Origin of the sequence: Streptomyces sp. NPDC050416 (assembly GCF_044458845.1) — a bacterium.
Classification (GTDB): Bacteria; Actinomycetota; Actinomycetes; order Streptomycetales; family Streptomycetaceae; genus Streptomyces.
In genome coordinates this window covers 752,034-773,489 of sequence record NZ_JBITII010000003.1, presented here as the reverse complement: position 1 = coordinate 773,489, position 21,456 = coordinate 752,034, and the positions used below count along the sequence as shown (strand labels likewise).

Annotated in this window: 19 protein-coding genes; 11 read left to right on the top strand and 8 right to left on the bottom strand. The window is 71.4% G+C overall.

Annotated features, from left to right (window positions below):
* Position 1 precedes the first annotated feature (1 nt).
* A complete protein-coding gene (locus tag ACIBL4_RS13010) occupies positions 2 to 940 on the top strand; it encodes a LysR family transcriptional regulator (RefSeq protein WP_399409230.1) in 939 nt (312 codons plus the stop codon).
* A gap of 107 nt (positions 941 to 1,047) precedes the next feature.
* Positions 1,048 to 2,328: a pyroglutamyl peptidase gene (locus ACIBL4_RS13005; protein ID WP_399409228.1), complete on the top strand. Its 1,281-nt coding sequence runs from the start codon at positions 1,048 to 1,050 to the stop codon at positions 2,326 to 2,328.
* On the opposite strand, the gene ACIBL4_RS13000 is transcribed toward ACIBL4_RS13005, so the two are convergent.
* Positions 2,282 to 3,106 carry an EI24 domain-containing protein gene (locus ACIBL4_RS13000; RefSeq protein ID WP_399409226.1) on the bottom strand — a complete coding sequence of 275 codons (825 nt, stop codon included), beginning with the start codon at positions 3,104 to 3,106 and terminating at the stop codon, positions 2,282 to 2,284. The genes ACIBL4_RS13005 and ACIBL4_RS13000 overlap by 47 nt on opposite strands.
* A 143-nt stretch (positions 3,107 to 3,249) precedes the next feature.
* On the opposite strand from ACIBL4_RS13000, the gene ACIBL4_RS12995 reads away from it, so the two are divergent.
* Together ACIBL4_RS12995 and ACIBL4_RS12990 are read left to right on the top strand one after the other, a co-directional pair.
* A complete protein-coding gene (locus tag ACIBL4_RS12995) occupies positions 3,250 to 5,823 on the top strand; it encodes a M14 family zinc carboxypeptidase (protein WP_399409224.1) in 2,574 nt (857 codons plus the stop codon).
* Positions 5,820 to 6,965, top strand: a complete 1,146-nt coding sequence (locus ACIBL4_RS12990) for a serine hydrolase domain-containing protein (protein ID WP_399409222.1) — start codon at positions 5,820 to 5,822, stop codon at positions 6,963 to 6,965. The genes ACIBL4_RS12995 and ACIBL4_RS12990 overlap by 4 nt, the downstream gene beginning before the upstream one ends.
* 69 nt (positions 6,966 to 7,034) lie before the next feature.
* Here the strand turns inward: ACIBL4_RS12990 and ACIBL4_RS12985 are convergent, their stop codons facing one another.
* Both ACIBL4_RS12985 and ACIBL4_RS12980 read right to left on the bottom strand, forming a co-directional pair.
* Positions 7,035 to 7,454: an organic hydroperoxide resistance protein gene (locus ACIBL4_RS12985; protein ID WP_399409221.1), complete on the bottom strand. Its 420-nt coding sequence runs from the start codon at positions 7,452 to 7,454 to the stop codon at positions 7,035 to 7,037.
* A 94-nt stretch (positions 7,455 to 7,548) separates the two neighbouring features.
* A complete protein-coding gene (locus tag ACIBL4_RS12980) occupies positions 7,549 to 8,571 on the bottom strand; it encodes an NADP-dependent oxidoreductase (RefSeq protein WP_399409219.1) in 1,023 nt (340 codons plus the stop codon).
* 116 nt (positions 8,572 to 8,687) lie between these two features.
* Between ACIBL4_RS12980 and ACIBL4_RS12975 the strand changes: the two genes are divergently transcribed.
* Positions 8,688 to 9,134: a MarR family winged helix-turn-helix transcriptional regulator gene (locus ACIBL4_RS12975; protein ID WP_399409217.1), complete on the top strand. Its 447-nt coding sequence runs from the start codon at positions 8,688 to 8,690 to the stop codon at positions 9,132 to 9,134.
* Positions 9,135 to 9,150: 16 nt separating this feature from the next.
* On the opposite strand, the gene ACIBL4_RS12970 is transcribed toward ACIBL4_RS12975, so the two are convergent.
* The 5 genes from ACIBL4_RS12970 to ACIBL4_RS12950 all read right to left on the bottom strand — a co-directional run bounded on the left by ACIBL4_RS12970 (position 9,151) and on the right by ACIBL4_RS12950 (position 13,771).
* Positions 9,151 to 10,707 carry a PLP-dependent aminotransferase family protein gene (locus ACIBL4_RS12970; RefSeq protein WP_399409215.1) on the bottom strand — a complete coding sequence of 519 codons (1,557 nt, stop codon included), beginning with the start codon at positions 10,705 to 10,707 and terminating at the stop codon, positions 9,151 to 9,153.
* A gap of 52 nt (positions 10,708 to 10,759) precedes the next feature.
* Positions 10,760 to 11,461, bottom strand: a complete 702-nt coding sequence (locus tag ACIBL4_RS12965; protein WP_399409213.1) for a B3/4 domain-containing protein — start codon at positions 11,459 to 11,461, stop codon at positions 10,760 to 10,762.
* A gap of 1 nt (position 11,462) precedes the next feature.
* A complete protein-coding gene (locus ACIBL4_RS12960) occupies positions 11,463 to 12,068 on the bottom strand; it encodes a LysE family translocator (RefSeq protein WP_399409361.1) in 606 nt (201 codons plus the stop codon).
* 94 nt (positions 12,069 to 12,162) lie between these two features.
* Positions 12,163 to 12,843, bottom strand: a complete 681-nt coding sequence (locus ACIBL4_RS12955; protein ID WP_399409211.1) for a class I SAM-dependent methyltransferase — start codon at positions 12,841 to 12,843, stop codon at positions 12,163 to 12,165.
* Positions 12,844 to 12,952: 109 nt separating this feature from the next.
* Positions 12,953 to 13,771 carry a hypothetical protein gene (locus tag ACIBL4_RS12950; RefSeq protein ID WP_399409209.1) on the bottom strand — a complete coding sequence of 273 codons (819 nt, stop codon included), beginning with the start codon at positions 13,769 to 13,771 and terminating at the stop codon, positions 12,953 to 12,955.
* Positions 13,772 to 14,014: 243 nt separating this feature from the next.
* Here ACIBL4_RS12950 and ACIBL4_RS12945 point away from each other — a divergent pair, with 243 nt between their 5' ends.
* From ACIBL4_RS12945 to mmsB, 6 genes are all read left to right on the top strand, one after another.
* Positions 14,015 to 15,178 (top strand): mandelate racemase/muconate lactonizing enzyme family protein, encoded by a 1,164-nt coding sequence (locus tag ACIBL4_RS12945; protein ID WP_399409207.1) that lies wholly within the window; start codon positions 14,015 to 14,017, stop codon positions 15,176 to 15,178.
* A gap of 61 nt (positions 15,179 to 15,239) precedes the next feature.
* Complete coding sequence (locus tag ACIBL4_RS12940; RefSeq protein ID WP_399409205.1) at positions 15,240 to 16,244, top strand: zinc-binding dehydrogenase; 1,005 nt, start codon at positions 15,240 to 15,242, stop codon at positions 16,242 to 16,244.
* A 129-nt stretch (positions 16,245 to 16,373) separates the two neighbouring features.
* A complete protein-coding gene (locus ACIBL4_RS12935) occupies positions 16,374 to 17,342 on the top strand; it encodes a hypothetical protein (RefSeq protein WP_356929115.1) in 969 nt (322 codons plus the stop codon).
* Between the two features lie 142 nt (positions 17,343 to 17,484).
* Positions 17,485 to 18,597 carry a multiple monosaccharide ABC transporter substrate-binding protein gene (gene chvE / locus ACIBL4_RS12930; RefSeq protein WP_399409202.1) on the top strand — a complete coding sequence of 371 codons (1,113 nt, stop codon included), beginning with the start codon at positions 17,485 to 17,487 and terminating at the stop codon, positions 18,595 to 18,597.
* A 32-nt stretch (positions 18,598 to 18,629) separates the two neighbouring features.
* On the top strand, positions 18,630 to 20,180 hold the full coding sequence (mmsA, locus tag ACIBL4_RS12925; protein ID WP_399409200.1) for a multiple monosaccharide ABC transporter ATP-binding protein: 1,551 nt from the start codon (positions 18,630 to 18,632) through the stop codon (positions 20,178 to 20,180).
* On the top strand, positions 20,177 to 21,421 hold the full coding sequence (gene mmsB, locus ACIBL4_RS12920; RefSeq protein ID WP_399409199.1) for a multiple monosaccharide ABC transporter permease: 1,245 nt from the start codon (positions 20,177 to 20,179) through the stop codon (positions 21,419 to 21,421). The genes mmsA and mmsB overlap by 4 nt, the downstream gene beginning before the upstream one ends.
* Positions 21,422 to 21,456 lie beyond the last annotated feature (35 nt).

Genomic DNA, 21,456 nt, shown 5'->3' with positions numbered 1-21,456 from the left:
CATGGCCGCCATGCCGTACACGCATGACGAGATACCCGATCTCTCCACCGTCTGGCTGCGGGCCTTCCTGGAGGTCGCCCGGCACGGCTCGTTCACCGGGGCCGCGCGGACGCTCGGCTGGACGCAGTCGGCGGTGTCCCGCCAAGTCGCCTCGCTGGAGTCCGCGTTGGGCGGCGGCCCGCTCTTCGACCGGCTGCCGCGCGGAGTGCGGCTGACGGAGGCGGGCCGGCTCCTGGTGCCGTACGCCGAGACGGTCGCCGCCGCGCTGCTCGATGCCCGGCGCGACGTCGAAGCCCTGCGCGAGGCGGCCGGCGGACGGCTCCGGTTCGGTGCCTTCGCCACCGCAGACGCGGCCCTGGTGCCGCACGCCCTGGCCCGCTTCCGCGCCCGCCACCCGCGGGTCCGCGTGACACGCGAGGAGGGCTTCACCCCCGCTCTGCTGGACCGGCTGACGGCCGGTCACCTGGACCTGGCGATCGTGTCGACGACCGGCCGCGCCCCGCTGGAGGCGTACGCACTGCACCACCTCCTCGACGAGCCGCTGTACGTCGCCGTCCCCGCCGGGCATCAGCTCGCCGGTCATGAGGGCCCGGTGCCGCTCGGCCGGTTCGCCGACGCCGACTGGATCTGCGGCAGCGCCCGGCCCGAGGGCACCCTCCTGGACGCGGCCCTGCGCCAGGGCTTTCGCCCGCGTGTCGCCCACGTCGTCGGCGAGTGGACCGCCAAGCAGGGCTACGTCGCCGCCGGGCTCGGTGTGACGCTCGTGCCGGCGCTCGCCGCCGAGGCCGTCCGCCCGGACATCCGGCTGCTGCGGGTGCTCGACGAGGGCGCCCCGGCCCGGGCGGTGTACGCGGCGACCGTGCGGGGGCGGTCCCTGACCCCGGCGGCCGTGGCCTTCCTGGGGGCGGTGCGGGAAGCCGCGGCGGCCGTCCCTTCCTGATCCGCACGCGCGCCCCACCCATGGCGTGGACCATTCCCGTCACGCGATACTGCGGCCGTCCGGCACCACTCAGCGCACCCCCACTGCGACGGAAGGCCCGAACTCCCTTGATTCCCCTGCGTATCCGGATAGGTGTCCTCGGTCTGGCCCTGCTGAGCGGCTTCAGCACCCCGACGGCCGCGAGCGCCGCCGAGGCGGCCCCCTCCCCCACCGTCGAGGAGCGGCGGCTCGACCGGGCCGTCCCGCAGGAGATCCTGCGGCGCTCCGGATTCGACACCGTCGCCCCGAGGTTCGCCCGGGTCCTGGACGGGGCCCGTTCCTACGCGCAGGCCCGCCGGGCCGTCGTACGCGAGGGAACGCAGCTGTGGCGGCGGGCCGTCGACCGGGCGCAGGGGCGGGGTCCGGCGGAATATGAAGGGCGCGAAGCGCTTCCTTGGAAGGGTGGTGGCGGGCGACGGGCGGGCCTGAGCCGGGACGACGACCGGCCGCTGTACTGGGCGCGGCTCGCCCTGACGCGTGAAGTGCGCACCTGGGAGCCGGAGTTCGGCCTGACGGACGGGCAGCGGGCCGCGCTGCTGGACGAACTGGAGCGCACCTCGCGCGGCCAGACGGCCATCGGCTACCCGCACGGCAAGGGCCTGAAGCGGATCCTGGTCACCGGGTTCGACCCGTTCACCCTGGACCGGGACATCCGTATCTCCAACCCGTCCGGCGCCACCGCGCTCGCCCTCGACGGCACCGTGATCGAGACGGCGGACGGCCCGGCCCGGATCGAGACGGCCGTGTTCCCGGTGCGCTGGCGGGACTTCACGCAGGGCACGGTGGAGCGGACACTGCGGCCGTATCTGCCGAAGGTCGACCTGTTCACGACCGTGAGCCAGGGCCGGGTCGGGCGGTTCGACGTGGAGCGGACCAACGGGGCCTGGCGGGGCGGTTTCGCGGACAACGACAACATCGGCCGCACGGAGACCGTCCCCGTCACCGACCCGGCCTCGCAGCCGCAGTGGACGACGACCACGCTGCCGTACCGGGCGATCACCGCCGCGGACACTGGCCGTTTCCCGGTGTACGACAACACGAGCGTCACGGAGATCCCGGCGGGCGGCACGCAGAGCGTCGTCCGCCCGGACGGGCCGACGCCCGGCTCGACCGCCCGCGCGGGCGGCGGCGGTGACTACCTCTCCAACGAGATCGCCTACCGGGCGACGCTGCTTCGGGACCGGCTGGGGCTGCACGACGTCCTGCCGGGCGGCCATGTGCACACGCCCGTGCTCCAGTTCGACGCCGAAAACACCACGGAGGTCACCGACCCGGAATTCGTGCGGAACCGGCTGGACATCATCACGCAGGTGAGGACGATCCTGAAGGTGGCTGCGGAGGAGTCGTGACGGCCCCGTCGCCCTCCGCGCCGTCCTCCCGGTTCTCCTCACCCAGCAGGTCCCGCGCCATGAGGGTGGCACCGGCGACCGCGCCCGGCATCAGGAACACCGCGACGAACGGGACCAGGAAGGCCACGGCCAGCGGCGTGCCGAAGCCCCAGACGAGGGTCTTGCGGGAGCGCAGCAGGCCGAGGCGGGTGCGCAGTTCGACGCCGCGGCGCTGGAGGGCGACGGCGGTCAGTTCCTCGGTGAGGAAGAACCCGGTGACGAAGAACCCGATCACCGGTACGGCCGTCTGTCCGACGACGGGGATGAAACCGCACGCGAACAGCAGCACGCCCCACAGGGCGGCCCGGACGACGATCCGCAGGCTGTCCCGGGCGGAGATCCACAACTCCCGCCAGAGCGGCAGGCCCGACTCGGGGGCGTGACCGTCGGGGGCCACGTCCCGGTCGACCTTCTCGGAGAGGTTCTCGTAGAAGGGCTGCCCGATCAGCAGGGTCACCGCGGTGAACGTCACGACGGAGAGGAGCAGGGCGAGGGCGAACAGCACGGCGGTCAACAAGCCGCGAAAGAGCCCGAGCCACGGGCTCGACCAGTCGTCGGCGAACGGGGTGGCCCAGGCGACGGCGTCCTCGCCCCACAGCGCCAGCGCGACGAGCGCCGCCGCGTACAGGACGAGGGTGATCAGGCCCGGGAGCAGCCCGAAGCCGTACTGCTTGCCGTGCCGGGCCACCCACCGCTGGCCTTTCAGCAGGTACCGGAAACCCACCCCGAGATCGCTCATGGGAAAACCCTATCGGGGCAGGCCAAGCCGCTGACCGACAGGGCCGTACGGGTCACCGGTGACACCAAGGCGGCCTTGTTGCCGTTGAGTCGAACCGGTACACCTCGCCGTACCGATCTCAGGAAGCCCCTCAGGAGGTACGCGTGCGCACCACGAGAACCGTTCCTGCGAGACCTGTACTGATCGTCAGCCTCACCCTCGCCACGGCGGGTTCGCTCCTGCTCGGACCCGACGCGGCCGGCGCGGACCCGAAGCCCGTCACCCGCGAGGGCGCCGCCGTGGACGACCGGGCGGCGCAGGCTCCCGCGAGCGCGGCCCGGCGGGCCCTGGCCGCTCCCGAAGAGACCTCCACCGGCACGGCCACCCGCGGCTACCCCCGCCACCAGGTCCTCTCACCCGACCCGGAGAACCCCGGCGACAAGTCCCTGAAGCTGGGCCTCACCCCGTACCACGCGATCGCCCCGAAGCTGAACGCCCTGCAACGTCTCGGAGACCGGGTCAGCGTGGAGGTGACCGGCCGCTCGGCCGGCGGCCACCGCCTCTACCTCGTCACCGTCACCGCCCCGGAGACCGCCCAACAGGCCCGCGCCCAGGAGCGCATGCGCGAGCTGATCGAGAACGCGCCCGCGACGGCCGCCAAGTCCCCGGAGATCAAGCACGGTTACAAGACGCCGGTCTTCGTCAACAGCAACATCCACGGCAACGAGTGGGAGGGCACGGACGCCTCCTTGAAGATCGTCGAGCAGCTCGCGACGGCGAAGGACGCCAGGACCCGGGACCTCCTCGCGCACAGCCGCCTTTACTTCAACATCACGGCCAACCCGGACGGCCGTGTCGCCGGCACCCGCGCCAACGCCAACGGCTTCGACCTCAACCGGGACTTCGTCACCGCCTCGCAGCCCGAGACCCGCGCGATGCGCCAGATCGAGCTGGACAAGCAGCCGGCCGTCCTGCTCGACCTGCACGGCTACGTCAACGGCACCCTCATCGAGCCCACCACACCCCCGCACGGTGAGAACTACGAGTACGACCTCTTCCTGAAGAACAGCTACGCCAACGCCGTCGGCATGGAGTCCGCCGTCAACGCCCTCGGTTACACGCCCGCGAAGGACGGCGTCGAACCGGCCCAGATCCCGTTCCGCGACCAGGAGGAGGGCTGGGACGACTGGCCGCCGGTCTTCACCCCGCAGTACGCGGCCTTCCACGGCACGGTCGCCGCGCACACGGTGGAGATCCCGCTCGCGGTGAACAACGAGGAGTACGACGAACTGCCCGTCCCGGAGCTGCGCCGCCGCTCGGCGGTCAACACGGCCGTGGCGGGCGCGGCGATCCGGGCGACCCTGAACCACGTCCAGGAGCACCGCGCCTCGCTCGTCGCCGACCAGATCGAGGTCTTCCGCCGCGGCGCGGCCGGCAACCCGCAGGTGCCGGTGTCCCCGGAGACGGTCCCCGGCGTCCCCGGCATCGGCCCGGAGGACGTCTACACGACCACCTTCCCGCGCGCCTACGTCATCCCGCCCGGCGACTCCCGCACCCAGCGCTCGGCCCCGGCGGCGGCCCGCCTCGTCGACCACCTCCTCGCCAACGACGTCCGCGTCACCCGGGCCACCCGCCCGTTCCGGCTCGCCGGACGGACGTACCCCGAGGGCTCGTACGTCGTCGACCTGCACCAGCCCAAGCGCGGCATGGCGAACGCGCTGCTGGCCGACGGGCGGGACATCAGCGGCAAGGTGTCGGTGATGTACGACATCTCGGGGTGGAGCCTGGGCCATCTGTGGGGCGCCACGGTCGAGCGGGTGCCGTCGGGCAGCCTGCGGGGCGCGCCCCTGCGCCCGGTCACCGGCGCCGCACCGGTCGCCCGGGTGCCCGCCCACGGCGACCTCCGCCTGCGCCTGACCGACCCGCGCGAGGTCGCGGCCCTCAACTCCCTCCTCCAGCAGGGCGTTCCGGTACGCCGGAGCCCGGACGGCAGCGCGATCGTCCCGGCGTCGGCCCGCCGCGCGGCGGTCGCGGCCGCCCGTACGCACGACGTCTCCTTCGCGGCCACACGGCTCACCGGCGGCACGCCCCTGCGCCGCCTCCGGGTCGCCGCCGCCGTCACACCCGGTGAGCTGTTCGCCCTGCGGGAGATGAACTTCGACGTCACGCCGGTCTCGACAGCCGTCCTGAACGCGGGCTTCGACTGGTCCGGCACGGACGTGCTGTTCGTGTCCGCCGGCCTGGACCACGCCGCCCTGACCGCCCCCGCCCGCAGGGCCCTCGACGCCTTCCTCGACGAGCACGGCCTGGTCGGCCGGGGCGCGACGGGAGCGGCCCTGAACGCGGCGGCGGACCGGCTGGCCGTGAAGCCGGTCGCGGGCAACACGGACGCGAACGGTGTCGTACGGACACGGAACACGGGCCGCGTCACGCACGGCGCACCGGCGCACGCCTTCGTCTACGCCCCGCTGTGGTTCAGCGACCTCGGCCCCGGCGTACGGGTGGAGCAGTCGTACGCGACCGGGAATCCGCTCGTCTCCGGACACTGGCGCCCGCTGCGGGACGGCAGCGGCGGTCCCGCGGCGGCAGCGGGACAGGCCTCGGTGGTCAGCGGCGGCCGGACGGTGCTGTTCGGCACCGAACCACTCTTCCGGGACCACCCCAAGGGGCAATTCCCGCAGGTGGCGAGGGCATTGTTCACAGTGGCACACAGCGGTCCAGCTGAGGAGAGCGGATGACGCAGGAGATCCACGGCACGGTGGCCGACGGCTTCGAGGGGGTGCGCGAGGAGTTCGCCGCGTTCGTGGCCGGGGAGCGCCCGGACTACGAGGGCCAGCTGTGCGCCTACGTCCACGGGCGCAGGGTCGTCGACCTGTGGGCGGGGACCGACGCGGACGCCCTCTACGGTGTGTTCTCGTCCACCAAGGGCGCCGCCTACCTGGTCGTCGCGCTCCTCGTCCAGGACGGCACGCTCGAACTGGACCGCAAAGTGACGTACTACTGGCCGGAGTTCTCCGCCGAGGGCAAGGGCGCCCTGACCCTGCGCGACCTGCTCGCGCACCGGGCGGGTGTGGTCGGCACGGACACCGGCTTCACCCTCGCGGAGCTGGCCGACGACCGCCAGCTCGCCGAACGCCTCGCCGACCAGCGGCCGTTCTGGCGCCCCGGCACGGCGTTCGGCTCTCACGCGATGGTCAGCGGCGCCCTGGCCGGCGAGGTGGTGCGCCGCGCCACGGGCCGCACGCTCCAGGAGGTGTACCAGGAGCGGATCCGCACCCCGTACGCCCTGGACTTCCACCTGGGCCTGCCCGCGCCCCACGAGCCGCGCTTCCGCACCATCCAGCCGATGGCCCCGACCCCGGAGCAGCAGGCCCTCCTCGACGCCACGCCCACGGGTCCGCACACGCTCGCCTCCATCGCCTTCAACCGCAACGCCGCGGAACCGACCGACCTCGCCTCGCTGCCCAACATGCCGCTGGTGCGCGCCAAGGGCCCGGCCTCGGTGGGCGGGGTGGCGTCGGCGCGGGGTCTGGCCGGGATGTACGCGGCGGCGATCAGCGAGGTGGGCGAGCAGGCACCGTTGCTGAAGCCGGACACGGTGGCGGAGTTCGGCCAGATCCACTCGGTCGGCTACGACCTGGTGTCACGTGCCCACAGGGCGTTCGGCCTCGGCTTCCAGATGACGGCCGACGTGGCGCACCCGTTCCTCGGCGCCGGGACGATCGGGCACAGCGGCGCGGGCGGCTCACAGGCCTTCGCGGACCCGTGGAGCGGCCTGGCGTACGGCTACACGCGCCGCCGTTTCGCCTTCCCGGGCGGCGCGGCCCCGGAGAACGACCGCCTGGCGAAGGCGATCCACACGGCGGCGCTCTCCCTCTGAGGCCCGGGCACGGGCGGAGGCCGCACCCCACGTCCAAGGGTGCGGCCTCCGCGTACGCAACGACTGTCGTCAGATCAGCGTCACGGTGATGTTCCCGCGCGTCGCCTTCGAGTAGGGGCACACGTCATGGGCCTTCTCGACGAGTGACCGCGCGGTGCCCCGGTCCACCTTGGGAATGTCGGCGGAGATCTCCACGATGATCCCGAACCCGTCCCCGTTCCTGCCGAGGCCGACCTTCGCGGTGACGGTCGACCCCGTGAGGTCGGCCCTCTCCTGGCGTGCGACGACGCCGAGGGCGCCCTGGAAGCAGGCGCTGTAGCCGGCGGCGAACAGCTGCTCCGGATTGGTCCCGGCGCCGCTGCCGCCCATCTCCTTCGGCGGGTTGACGACGACGTCGAGCGTGCCGTCATCGGTGGCGACCCGCCCGTCGCGCCCGTTCTCGGCGGTGGCGACGGCGGTGTACAGGACGTCGGACTGCTGGATGGGCATGCGGTTGTGTTCCTTCGGTCGTCCGCCGCGGCTCGCGCCCGGGCCGAGCGGATTCGGAAAAAACTTACTGCATGCCGGAAAGCGGCAGAAGGCGTCAGAGCTTGACGATCATCTTCCCGGTGTTGTCGCCGCGCAGTACGCCCAGGAACGCCTCGAGGTTGTTCTCGATGCCCTCGACGACGGTCTCCCGGTACTTGAGCTCGCCGGAGGCGACCCAGGGGGCGACCTCGCGCACGAACTCCGGCTGGAGGTCGTAGTGGTCCCCGACCAGGAAGCCCTCGATGCGGCCGCGGGTCTGGATCAGGCGGGCGAGGTTCCGCGGGCCCGGGGCGGGTTCGGTGTTGTTGTACACGGAGATCATCCCGCAGACGGCGATCCGCCCGCCCTCGTTCAGGGAGCCGATGGCGGCCTCCAGGTGATCACCCCCGACGTTGTCGAAGTAGACGTCGATCCCGTCGGGAGCCGCGGCCCGCAGCTGCTCGCTCACGGGGCCGTCCTTGTAGTTGAAGGCGGCGTCGAAGCCGTACTCGTCGACGAGCAGCTTCACCTTCTCGGCCGACCCGGCGGACCCGATGACCCGCGAGGCGCCCTTCAGCTTGGCGAGCTGCCCGACCTGGCCGCCCACGGCGCCGGCGGCACCGGACACGAAGACGGTGTCGCCCTCCTTGAAGGCGGCGGTGCGCAGCAGCCCCGCGTAGGCGGTGAGGCCGGTCATGCCCAGCACGCCGAGGTACGTCGACAGCGGCGCGGCGTCCGGGTCCACCTTGACGGCGTTCTTCGCGGCCACGGCGGCGTACTCGCGCCAGCCGAGGAAGTGCAGTACGTGGTCGCCCACGGCCAGCCCCTCGGCATTGGAGGCCACGACCTCGCCGACGGCACCGCCCTGCATGACCTTGCCGAGCTCGAACGGGGCGACGTAGGACTTCGCGTCGCTCATCCGGCCGCGCATGTACGGGTCCACGGAGAGGTACTTGTTCCGCACGAGGACCTGTCCCTCACCCGGCTGCGGGACCTCCGCCTCGACGAAGGCGAAGTCCTCGGGCTTCGGCCAGCCGACGGGGCGGCTGACCAGGTGCCACTCGCGGCTGACGGCGGGGAGGGCGGGGGTGTCGGTCATGATGGCGCCTTTCCACTGACTCGATGGGTTCGGCTCGTAAGCAAATGCTTCAGTACCTGAAACAACCATGCTCCTGAAAATTTCAGGTTGTCAAATAACCGGGTACCCTCGATTCCATGGCCTCCACCACACCCGCCTCCCGGAACAGCCACCGCCCCGATCCGCTGACGCTCGAGGTCGTCGAGCTCATCGGGGAGGTCGTGGCGCGGTTCCACGAGGACTACGAGGCGGCGGCGGCGGACCACGCGCTGACCGGGGCGCAGGCGCGGTTGCTGAGCCTGCTGTGTCTCGAGCCGCTGCCGATGCGGAGGCTTGCCCAGCGGTTGAAGTGCGAGCCGTCGAACGTCACGGGGATCGTGGACCGGCTGGAGGCGCGGGGGCTGGTGGAGCGGCAGCCGGATCCCACCGACCGGAGGGTGAAGGTGGCGGCGGCGACGCCCGAGGGGCGGCGGGTGGCCCGGAGTCTGCGGGAGTCGCTGCGGTTCGCCCGCGAGCCGTTGGCCGGGCTCTCCGAGGGGGAGAGAGTGGCGCTGCGGGACGCGTTGCGGGGGATGCTGGAGTGAGGCTCGGGTGCCGGCGTCAGGCCGGCTCGCGCAGCGCCTCGCCGAGCGCCGCCACCCCTTCGGCGATGGCCCCCGGCGGCGTGGCCGCGTAGCCGAGGACGAGGCCGGGGCGGCCGGGCAGCTGCCGGTGCCACGACAGCGGCTGGCACTTCACGCCCCGGGTGAGCGCGGCGGCGGCGAGCTCGGTGTCCGGCACCTCCGTCGCATACGTGACGGTCAGGTGCAGGCCGGCCGCCGCGCCGTGCACGACCGCGCCCGGCAGGTGCTCGGCGATGGCGTCGATCATGGCGTCGCGGCGCCGCCGGTGACGGCCGCGCAGCAGGTGCAGGTGCCGTTCCAAGTCGCCGGACTCCATCAGCCGGGCGAGCACCAGCTGCGGCAGCACGGCATTGCCCAGGTCGGTGAAGCGTTTCGCGTCGGTCAGCGCGTCGAGGTGGCGGGGCGGCGGTATCACCCAGCCGATCCGCAGCGCGGGCGCGAGCAGCTTGGACACGCTGCCCATGTAGCACACCTGGTCGGCCAGCAACGCGCGCAGCGCGGCCACCGGCGGCCGGTCGTAGCGGTGCTCCGCGTCGTAGTCGTCCTCCAGGATCAGCCCGCCGTCCTTCGCCCACAGCATCAGCTCGCGGCGGCGCTCGCCACTGGTCACCACGCCGGTGGGGAACTGGTGAGCGGGCGTGAGCAGCACCGCGGGTGCCCCGGTGGCGCGCAGTGCGTCGACGCGCACGCCACCGTCGTCGACCGGTACCGGTGGGGTGGCCAGGTCCCCGTTCCGCAGGTGCTGACGGGTGCCGAGGGAGCCGGGGTCCTCGACCGCGACGCTGTCGATGCCGTCCGCCCTCAGCACGGGGTGCAGCAGCGTGAGGGCCTGCGCGGTGCCGGCGACGACCAGCACCTCGTCCGGTTCCACCCGGATGCCGCGGCTGGTAGCCAGCCAGGTCGCGACGGCGCGGCGCAGTCGTGGGGCTCCGCGGGGATCGCCGTAGCCGAGGTTCTCGGCGGACAGCTCGGCGAGCACGGCCCGTTCGGCGCGCAGCCAGGCCGCGCGGGGGAACGCGGTGAGGTCGGGCTGGCCGGGGGTGAAGTCGATGCGCGCAGGGGCGGCGCGCAGCGCGTCGAAGACGTCGGCATCGGGTTCGCCGGCGAACAGCGTGGCCGGCTCCGCACGGTCGGCGGTGCCGGCCGCCTGGCCCCGGCTCGGCCTGGTCCCGCGGGGCGCCGACGGCTGCACAGGAGGTGCCGCTACCACCACCGTCCCACCGCGCCGGCGCCCCTCGACATGGCCGTCCTCGGCCAGCCGCCGGTACGCCTCGGTGACCACCCCGCGCGACACGCGCAGTTCGGCGGCCAGCACCCGGGTCGGCGGCAGCCTGCTGCCCACCGTCAGCCGGCCGTCGGCTATCGCCTGCCGCAGCCGCCGGGCCAGCCAGTCCGCCTTGCCGCCGACGGGTGCGTCACCGGCGTCGAGCTGCAGGAAATCGGAGCCGTAGGCCGGGGATCCGCGGTCCGCCGACGCGGCTGCCGCCCTGGGTACGCCGGCCGTCCCGTCCGCTCCCTGTCTCCCCTGCCTCACCGGGCCGATGGTGTCACACGCCACCGCGGCTGCCGCGTGCTCACCAGGGGGCCTAATCGCCAAAGACGAACTCCGGTGCGGACGGGGTGAGAACGGCCGTCGCGGGGTCGGCCGGCCAGTGCGCGGCCAGTTCCTCGGCCACCGTCTTCAACAGCTCCGGCACGACGTCGGCTCCGCCGTCGTGCATGGCCTCCGCCACCACCAGGATCCGGCCGGTGCCCTCGCCGACGGCCGAGTGGCCGCTCTGCCGGTTGGTCCAGCGGCGGGCGTGCGCCCGGTCGGCGCAGTCGGCGAAGATCACCTCGCCGGGTCGGGGGTGCTCGGTGCCGCCGCCGAAGGTCGTGTACTGCTCGTCACCGCGGGCGTGGCGCACTTCCAGCAGCGGGCCGGCGATGCGGTCCCCGTCGAGGACAGCCACCGGCACCGCGTAGGCGACCGAGATCGCGTTGCACAGGTCGACCACCGGATGGATGCGCGGCAGTTCTCCCTCCTTCCTCAGCCGCCGCAGCAGCGACTCCGAGGCGCAGCGGTACTGCGTCGGCTTGAGCCCCATCCGGGAGAACGCCCGCCGCCAGGCCAGCACTTCGGGGAACTCGCTCTCGGGGGAACCGGCCAGCCGCGCCGCGGCCCGGGCCGTGTGTGCGGCGACGCGCGCTCCTACATCGGCGGCGGCATCGACGCCGGTGGCCCACAGCGCACCGGCGGCGAGCCCGGGGTGGTCGGACCAGATCGCGTCCGCGTGCCGGAAGCGCATCTCAGCCCACCGCCAGCCACGCGCTCAGGCCCACGAAGCAGGCGGCGAAGCCCCGGCGGATGCCGGTCATGACCCTCGGCGTGGCCAGCACGCGGTGCCGTACGGCGGCGGCGCACATCCCGTACGCGGCGAAGACGACGAAGGTCATCGCCATGAAGACGGCACTGAGCCGGAGCATCGCTGCGAGGGAGCCGGGCTCGTCGGCGGGCACGAACTGCGGCAGGAACGCGACGAAGAACATCGTGAGCTTCGGGTTGAGAAGGTTGACCAGAACCCCGGAAGCGATCACACGGGCCGCCGGCCGCGGCTCGGCCTCCCCCTCGACGGACAGCGCCTCCTTGTCGCGGAGCGTCGCCCACGCCATGTACAGGAGGTAGGCGGCACCGAGGTACTTCACCACCTCGTAGGCGACGACGCTGGTGTGCAGCAGCGCGGCGAGGCCGGTGATCGTCGCCACGAGGTGCGGCACGATGCCGAGGGTGCAGCCGAGCGCGGCGACCACGCTCGCCCGGGGGCCGTGGGACAACCCGGCGGCCAGGGTGTACACCACACCGGTGCCGGGGGTGACCACCACGACCAAGGTGGTCAGCAGGAACGCGATGCTCAAGGAGACCTCCATGACGTTCAAGGTCCTCCCACCCTGCCTCGGTCATGGTCCGGCGGACAGAGCCAAACCATGCCGGGTCGACGGGTCCATAAGCTCAGCGCAGCCGGCGCACGCGCAGCACGAGGTCGTCGGTGTGATGGGCGCCGGCGCCACCGTCGGGTGCCACGCGTGGCCGTTGTTCGTCCACCTCCACCTCCCAGTCGTCGTCGAGTGCGTCGACGACCAGCGAGGGCCAGACGTAGTCGGCCGGATCGAACCCGCTGTCGTCCGCTTGCCGGGTGTCCATCCCCGCGTGGTGGACGACGAGCAGCACGCCGCCGGGCGCGACGGCAGCGAGCAGCGCTCGCTCGGCCGCGGCGTCGGGGGTGCGCAGCAAGGCCGGGTACTGGGCGGAGACCAGGTCGAAGGAGGCCGGTGGGAGCGCCGCCTCGGTGAGTTCGGCGTGTACCCGGCGAATGGTGAGGCCGGCGTCCCGCGCGTGCCCGGCCGCCCGCTCCAGCGCGACGCCGGAGACCTCGAGCGCGGTCACGTCCCAGCCGCGGCGCGCGAGCCAGACGGCGTCCGCGCCCTCGCCGCAGCCGACGTCGAGGACCCGCCCGGGTGTGAGCCCGGCGGCCTCCGCCACGAGCGCGCCGTTGGGCCGGCCGCTCCACACCTGCTGTCGGTCGGCGTACACGTTGTCCCACTCGGCCCGCACCGCGGGGTCTCCGACGTATCCGTCGGCGGGCGAGGGGATTCCGGACGCGGACGATCCTGCTGCGATGTCATCGGTCACGGGCCCACCGTCACCCACCGGGTCACGGGTCCGCCACTCCTGTTGCCGGTCCGGCAAACCTCCGGCGGCGATGGGTCAAGGACCGATGGCGCGGGGCCTCACCCCGGCGCTACGTGCACCACCACAGGAAGCGGTTGCAGGTCTTCGAGGGGGACGGTTCCGGGTCCGGGGGTGCGGTCGTCGGGGCCGCGGTCCGGGTCGGGGCCGGGTCCGGCCGGTCGGCCGTCGGGGCCGATGTCGGGCGGGCGGCGGGCGGGTCCGCCGAGGCCGGGTCGGATTCCTTCGGTGTCTCGTCGTCCTTCGCGTCCTCGGACTTGTCGGCCTTCGGGGACCTGGAAGCCGACGGCGAGTCGGACACGCTGGGCGAAGGAGATCCTGATGCGCCCTCAGCCCGGGCCGCCTGGCCCTGGCCGCCCGTCTCCCCCGCCTCCACCGACGCGTCGCCGTCCGCCGACTCGCCCCCGGCCGCCGCCGGCTTCGGCGTCGACTTGGGCGCGTCCATGCCGAGCTCCGCGAGGCTCAGTCCGCCCGCCGCCAGCACGAACCCAGCCGCGACGAACAGCGTCCGGCGCCGCCGACGGCGATGCGCCGCGGCCTTCCGGTCCCGCCGGCTCGTCCCACCACCGGGGCCGTCACCGGCCGGCCCGTGCTCGCCGTCACGCCCGCGTCCGCGCCCACGTCGCCGGGCGGCGCGCCCCAACGGCTCGCCGTCGTCGCCGTGTTCACCGTCGGAGGCATCCGGCTCGTCCCGCTCGTCCGGCTCACCGGATTCACCCGAGCCGTCGTGCACGCCCTTCCCGCCGTCGGGAACGGCGTCATACCCGCCGTACTCCGGCTCGCGCCGGCGCAGCGCATCGGCCGGGGTGCCGCAGCCCGGGCAGGCCAGCGCGCCGTTGAGGTGCCGTCGGCACGGGTCGCAGTAGTCCATGTCGCGGGAAGATTAAGTTCCGCGCCGGTCACGTTCCTAGATCCAGCTGTGAAGGTTCTGTAGGGACACGCCGCCCCCATGGTTTCGAAACTGTCGAAACCGTTATGCGCGCGACCCATTGACACTCCCGCCGCCGCGTCCTTACTGTCACGCCAGCATTTCGAACGTGTGCCGAAATCTCGAACACGTCGAAGTGAGTGACTGACAGAGACCGAGCCGACGAAGCTGCGAGGGAAAACCGCCGTGCGCATCACCGGAATCAGCACACACGTGGTCGGGACGCCGTGGCGCAACCTGACGTACGTCCAGGTGCACACCGACGAGGGGCTCACCGGAGTCGGCGAGACCCGGATGCTGGGACACACCGACGCCCTCCTCGGCTACCTGAGGGAGGCCGAGGTCAACCACATTCTCGGTTCCGACCCCTTCGCTGTCGAGGACCTGGTCAAGCGCATGAAGTACGGCGACTACGGCCGCGCCGGCGAGATCGTGATGTCCGGTATCGCCGTGATCGAGATGGCCTGCTGGGACATCAAGGGCAAGGCCCTCGGCGTCCCCGTGTGGCAGCTGCTGGGCGGCAAGGTCACCGACAAGGTCAAGGCGTACGCCAACGGCTGGTACACCACGGAGCGCACCCCGGAGGCGTACCACAAGGCCGCTCAGGGCGTCATGGAGCGCGGCTACCGGGCGCTCAAGATCGACCCGTTCGGCACCGGCCACTTCGAGCTGGACCACAAGGAGACCCTGTACGCCGTCTCCCTGATCGAGGCCGTCCGGGACGCCATCGGCCCCGAGGCCGAGCTGATGCTGGAGATGCACGGCCGCTTCTCCCCCGCCACGGCCGTCCGCCTGGCCAAGGAGCTCGCGCCGTTCAAGCCGGCGTGGCTGGAGGAGCCGGTCCCGCCGGAGAACCTCAAGGCCCTGGAGAAGGTCGCCGCCAAGGTCGACATGCCGGTCGCCACCGGCGAGCGCATCCACGACCGGATCGAGTTCCGCGAGCTGTTCGAGAACCAGGCCGTGGACATCATCCAGCCGGACGTCGGCCATATCGGTGGAATCTGGGAGACCAGGAAGCTCGCGGCGACGGCCGAGACCCACTACATGCTGGTGGCCCCGCACAACGTCGGCGGCTCGGTCCTGACCGCCGCCTCCCTCCAGGTCGGTTTCACCTCCCCGAACTTCAAGATCCTCGAGCACTTCAACGACTTCGCGGACGCGGAGATCAAGAAGGTCGTGAAGGGCGCGCCGCAGGTGAACCCGGAGGACGGCTGCTTCCACCTGTCCGACGCCCCGGGGCTCGGCGTGGAGCTGGACGTCGACGCCGCCGCCGAGTTCCCGCAGCAGCAGGCCCGCTTCGACCTCTGGGCGGACGGCTGGGAGCAGCGCAAGCCCAAGGGCGCCCAGTGACCGTCCCGGCCCCGGAAACCCGGAACCGGCGACCGAAACCTTCGAAAACCTGAGGAGTGACGTGAGCACCGCGGTAGTGATCGACGCCCCGGGCGAGCACCGCCTCGTCCCGCACGAGCCCCGGCGGCCCGAGGCCGGCGAGGCACTGGTGCGCGTCCACGCCTCCGGGATCTGCGGCAGCGACCGCGAGGTCTACCAGGGCAACCGCCCCGAGGGGTACGTCCGCTACCCGCTCACCCCGGGCCACGAGTGGTCCGGGACGGTCGAGGCCGTGGGCCCCGGTGTCCCCGGGTCCCTCGTCGGCCGCAAGGTCGTCGGTGAGGGCTTCCGCAACTGCCAGGTCTGCGACCGCTGCCACGCGGGCGACACGACCCTGTGCACGGCCGGGTACGAGGAGACCGGGTTCACCCAGCCGGGCGCGATGGCGGCCACGCTGACGCTCCCCGCCCGTCTCCTGCACGCCCTCCCGGACGACTGCGACCTCACGGCCGCGGCCCTCCTGGAGCCGGCCGCCTGTATCGCGGCGGCCGCGCTGAAGGGCAACGCGCAGCCCGGCGAGCGCGTCGCGGTGGTCGGCACCGGCACGCTCGGCATGTTCGCCGTGCAGTTCCTGAAGGCGAACTCGCCGGCCGAGCTGCTGGTCGTCGGCACCCGCCGGGACCGTGAGGCGCTGTCGCGGCAGTACGGCGCGACGGACTTCCGCACCAAGGACCAGGAGCTCCCGGACGACTTCGACGTGGTGATCGAGACGGCCGGCTCCGCGGACGCCGCCCGGCTCTCCGCCGCCCTGCTCCGGCGCGGCGGCCGGCTGGTCCTGACCGGGATCCCGGCGCCGGGTGCCGACGGTCTGGACCCGACCGACCTCGTCGTACGGCAGCTGGAGGTGCACACCGTCTTCGGTGCTCCGCCGGACGCCTGGGCGCACACGGTGCGGGTGTTCGCCGCCGGGCTGCTCGACCCGCTGCCGCTGGTGACGCACGAGCTGCCGCTCGCCGAGTTCTCGCAGGCCATCGAGCTGGTGGGAGCCGGTGATCCGAAGGTGGGCAAGGTGTTGCTCCGCCCCTAGACGTACGCCGGTACGGGGGCAACCTGACGGCTCCCGTACCGGCGTACACCCAGCCTTGCCGTACGCCAGAGCCGTGCCGTACCCAGAGCCGCGAACCTCGTCCGAAATACCGAACCGAAGGACATTCCTGTGACCGACGCTTCCGCCACGGCAGCCCGCAGGCCCGGTGAGCAGGCGCTCACCACGCTGGGCCTGAGCGCGCCCGCCCTCGACCCCGCCGACGCCTCGCCGCACTCCTTCCCCGGCGGCGGCCGCTGGCGCACCGAGATCCCCTCGTGCGAGGGGCCCGAGGCGCTGGCGGTGGTCCTGAAGGAGGCCTCGCGGCTGGACGTGCCGATCCACCGGATCAGCCAGGGCAGCGGCGTGTGGATGCTGACCGATTCCGAGATCACCGAGATGGTCGAGTCGACGGCCGAACGCGACATCGAGCTCTGCCTGTTCACCGGCCCGCGCGGGACGTGGGACATCGGCGGGTCCACGCGCACCGACTCGCGGGGGGCCGGACTGCGCGCCCGCGGCCACGACGCCGTCGCCGGTTGCGTCGAAGACGCCGTGCGGGCCACGGAGTTGGGCGTCAAGTGCCTGCTCGTCGCCGACGAGGGCGTGCTGTGGACGCTGCACCGGGCGAGAGCCGCCGGCATCATCCCGGCCGACACGACGCTCAAGGTGAGCGCGCTCATCGGGCCGGTCAACCCGGCGGCGTACGCGGTGTACGAGCGGCTCGGTGCCGACTCGGTCAACGTGCCCAGCGACCTGACGCTCGATCACCTCACCGAGATCCGGCGGGTGTCGGGCGCTCCGATGGACATGTACATCGAGGCCCCCGACGACCTCGGCGGCTACGTCCGGATGTACGAGGTCGCCGAGCTCATCCGGCGCGGCGCACCGCTCTACCTGAAGTTCGGCCTCTCCAAGGCGCCCGGGATCTATCCCTACGGGCACCACATGCGGGAGCTGACCCTGGCCACGGCCAAGGAACGCGTGCGGCGCGGCCGGCTCGCCCTGGACCTCCTGGCCCGCCACGGAGCCGACGGTGACATGGCCCCGCTCGGGTCCCGGCTGCCGGGCGATCTGCAACGGTTCGAAATCTCGTCATAACGTTCCGGATACTCGTCTTCACAAAAGAAGACACAGCCGACCACAATCCGACACATCTCTTCTCGGTCTTTCCGGCCCGACCCCCCGGAGCGACTTCGCACCCCAGACCGAGCCCTGCACCCACACATCAAGGATGATGATCATGCGTAACCGCAGAGCCGCACTCGCCGCCATAGCCGGAGCCGCGTCCCTCGCCCTGACCCTGTCCGCCTGCGGGCAGAACAGCGAGGGCGGCAGCGAGGAGAGCGGGGGCAGCGCCAAGGGCGGCACCATCGGCATCGCGATGCCGACGAAGTCCTCCGAACGCTGGATCGCCGACGGCAACAACGTCAAGAAGGACCTGGAGTCCAAGGGCTACAAGACCCAGCTGGTCTACGGCGAGGACGACCCGGACCAGCAGGTCTCGCAGGTCGAGAACCTGATCACCCAGGGTGTGAAGGCGCTGATCGTCGCGGCCATCGACAACAAGTCGATGAACAACGTGCTCCAGCAGGCCAAGGACGCGAACATCCCGGTCATCTCCTACGACCGCCTGATCCTCGGCACGAAGAACGTCGACTACTACGCGTCCTTCGACAACGAGAAGGTCGGCGAGCTCCAGGGCACCTACATCGTCGAGAAGCTCGGCCTGAAGGACGGCTCCAAGAAGGGCCCGTTCAACATCGAGCTGTTCGCCGGCTCCAACGACGACAACAACACCCGCTACTTCTTCCAGGGCGCGATGAACATCCTGCAGCCCTACATCGACAAGAAGCAGCTCGTCGTCCGCTCCGGCCAGACCAAGCTCAACCAGGTCACCACCCTGCGCTGGGACGGCGGCACCGCCCAGAAGCGCATGGACGACATCCTGACCTCGGCCTACAAGCGCGAGCGCGTCGACGCGGTCCTCTCCCCCTACGACGGCATCTCCATCGGCATCCTCTCGGCGCTGAAGTCGGACGACTACGGCTCCAAGAGCAAGCCGCTGCCGGTCGTCACCGGCCAGGACGCCGAACTCGCCTCGGTGAAGTCGATCATCGCCGACCAGCAGTCGATGACCGTCTACAAGGACACCCGTCAGCTCGCCAAGGTCGCCTCGAACATGGTCGACGCGCTGCTGAACGACAAGAAGCCCGAGGTCAACGACACCAAGACCTACGACAACGGCGCGAAGGTCGTCCCGGCCTACCTGCTGGAGCCGGTCGCCGTCGACAAGACCAACTACCAGAAGGAAGTCGTGGACTCCGGCTACATCAAGGCAAGCGACCTCAAGTAACCGCCGGCTCACTCTGATTGGAAGGCACGACCATGGCGGGACCCGTCCTGGAAATGCGCTCGATCGTCAAGACCTTTCCCGGCGTCAAGGCGCTGTCGGACGTCACGCTGACCGTCCGGCAGGGCGAGGTCCACGCCATCTGCGGGGAGAACGGCGCCGGCAAGTCGACCCTGATGAAGGTCCTCTCCGGCGTCCACCCGCACGGCACCTACGAGGGGGACATCCTCTTCGAGGGCGAAGTCTGTGAGTTCAAGGACATCCGGGCGAGCGAGCAGCGCGGCATCGTCATCATCCACCAGGAACTGGCGCTGTCGCCGTACCTCTCCCTCGCGGAGAACATCTTCCTCGGCAACGAGCACGCCAAGGGCGGGTTCATCGACTGGAGGGAGACGCTGCGGCACGCCACCGAGCTGCTGCGGCGGGTCGGGCTCAGCGACCACCCCGACACCCGCGTCGCCGACATCGGCGTGGGCAAGCAGCAGCTCGTGGAGATCGCCAAGGCCCTGTCGAAGAAGGTGAAGCTGCTCATCCTGGATGAGCCGACCGCGGCCCTGAACGACGAGGACAGCGACAAACTCCTGGATCTCATCCTGGAGTTGAAGAAGCAGGGCATCACCTCGATCATCATCTCCCACAAGCTCAACGAGATCCGCAAGGTCGCCGACTCGGTGACGATCCTCCGCGACGGCCAGACCATCGAGACCCTCGATGTGAAGGCGCCGGAGACCACCGAGGACCGGATCATCAGCGGCATGGTCGGCCGCGACCTGGAGAACCGCTTCCCGGAGCGGTCGCCGCACGAGCCCGAGGAGGGCGTGGCGCCCGCCCTGGAGATCCGGGGCTGGACCGTGTTCCACCCGATCGACCAGCAGCGCAAGGTCGTCGACGACGTCTCCCTGACGGTGCGGCGCGGCGAGATCGTCGGCATCGCGGGCCTGATGGGCGCCGGCCGCACCGAACTCGCCATGAGCGTCTTCGGGCGGACGTACGGCCGGTACGCGGGCGGCACGGTCCTCAGGGACGGCAAGGAGATCCGTACGAAGTCCGTCCCGGAGGCGGTCAAGCACGGGATCGCGTACGTCACCGAGGACCGCAAGCACTACGGCCTCAACCTCATCGACACCATCAACCGGAACATCTCGCTGACCGCCCTGAGCAAGGTCGCCAAGCGCGGAGTGGTCGACGAGCACGAGGAGCGGCAGGTCGCCGAGGGCTTCCGCAAGTCCATGAACATCAAGGCGCCGACCGTCTTCGAGCCGGTGGGGAAGCTGTCCGGCGGCAACCAGCAGAAGGTCGTCCTCAGCAAGTGGATCTTCTCGGGCCCGGAAGTGCTGATCCTGGACGAGCCGACGCGCGGGATCGACGTCGGTGCCAAGTACGAGATCTACACGGTCATCGACCAGCTGGCCGCCCAGGGCAAGGCGGTCGTCTTCATCTCCTCCGAGCTGCCCGAACTGCTCGGCATGTGCGACCGCATCTACACGATGGCCGCGGGGCGGCTGACCGGTGAGTTCTCGCGGGCCGAGGCCTCCCAGGAATCGCTGATGCGTCAGATGACGAAGGACAAAGAGGTAACCCGATGAGCACGGACGTAACCGCCAAGAGCCCGGCCCCCGCGCCGCCGGGCAAGAGCGGAGGGGCCGCGGCCGACGGCCTGCTGCAGCTGGTGATGGACGGCATGCGCCGCAACATGCGGCAGTACGGCATGCTGATCGCGCTCGGCCTGATCGTGGTGCTGTTCGCCGTGTGGACCGACGGCGACCTGCTGCTGCCGCGCAACGTCTCCAACCTGGTCCTCCAGAACAGCTACATCCTGATCCTCGCGATCGGCATGATGCTGGTCATCATCGCGGGCCACATCGACCTGTCGGTCGGCTCACTGACGGCGTTCGTGGGCTCGATGGCCGCCGTGTTCATGGTCAAACAGGACCTTCCCTGGCCGGTCGCCGTGGTGCTGTGCCTGGCCGTGGGCGCGGTCGCGGGTGCCGTCCAAGGGTTCTTCATCGCGTACGGCGGCATACCGTCGTTCATCGTGACCCTGGCGGGCATGCTGATCTTCCGCGGTCTGACCGAGATCTTCCTGGAGGGCCAGACGCTCGGTCCCTTCCCGGAGGGCCTGCAGAAGGCCGCCAACGGCTTCCTGCCCGAGGTCGGCCCGAACACCAACTACCACAACCTCACGCTGCTGCTGGGCTTCGCCATGATCGCCTTCGTGATCTTCCAGGAGGTCCGTGACCGCAGGCGGCAGCAGGAGTTCAACCTGGACGTCCCGCCCACCAAGCTGTTCCTGCTGAAGCTGGTCGCGATCGGCGCCGCCGTGCTGACGCTGACCATGCTGCTGGCCAGCTACAAGGGCGCCCCGATCGTGCTGCTCGTCCTGGGCGTGCTGCTCGTCGGCTTCGGCTACGTGATGCGCAACGCGATCATCGGCCGCCACATCTACGCCATCGGCGGCAACCTGCCCGCGGCCAAGCTGTCGGGTGTGAAGGACAAGAAGGTCACCTTCCTGGTCTTCCTGAACATGGGCATGCTCGCGGCCCTGGCGGGTCTGGTCTTCGCCGCCCGCTTCAACGCGGCCTCTCCCAAGGCCGGCCTCAACTTCGAGCTGGAGGCGATCGCGGCCTCGTTCATCGGCGGCGCGTCGATGAGCGGCGGTGTCGGCACCGTCCTCGGCGCGATCATCGGTGGCCTGGTCCTGGGCGTGCTGAACAACGGTATGAACCTCGTCGGCATCGGCACCGACTGGCAGCAGGTCATCAAGGGCCTGGTGCTGCTGGCGGCGGTCGGGTTCGACGTGTGGAACAAGCGCAAGGTCGGTTCGTAAGTCAGATCGGGCCCCGCCGGACAGGCGGGGCCCTC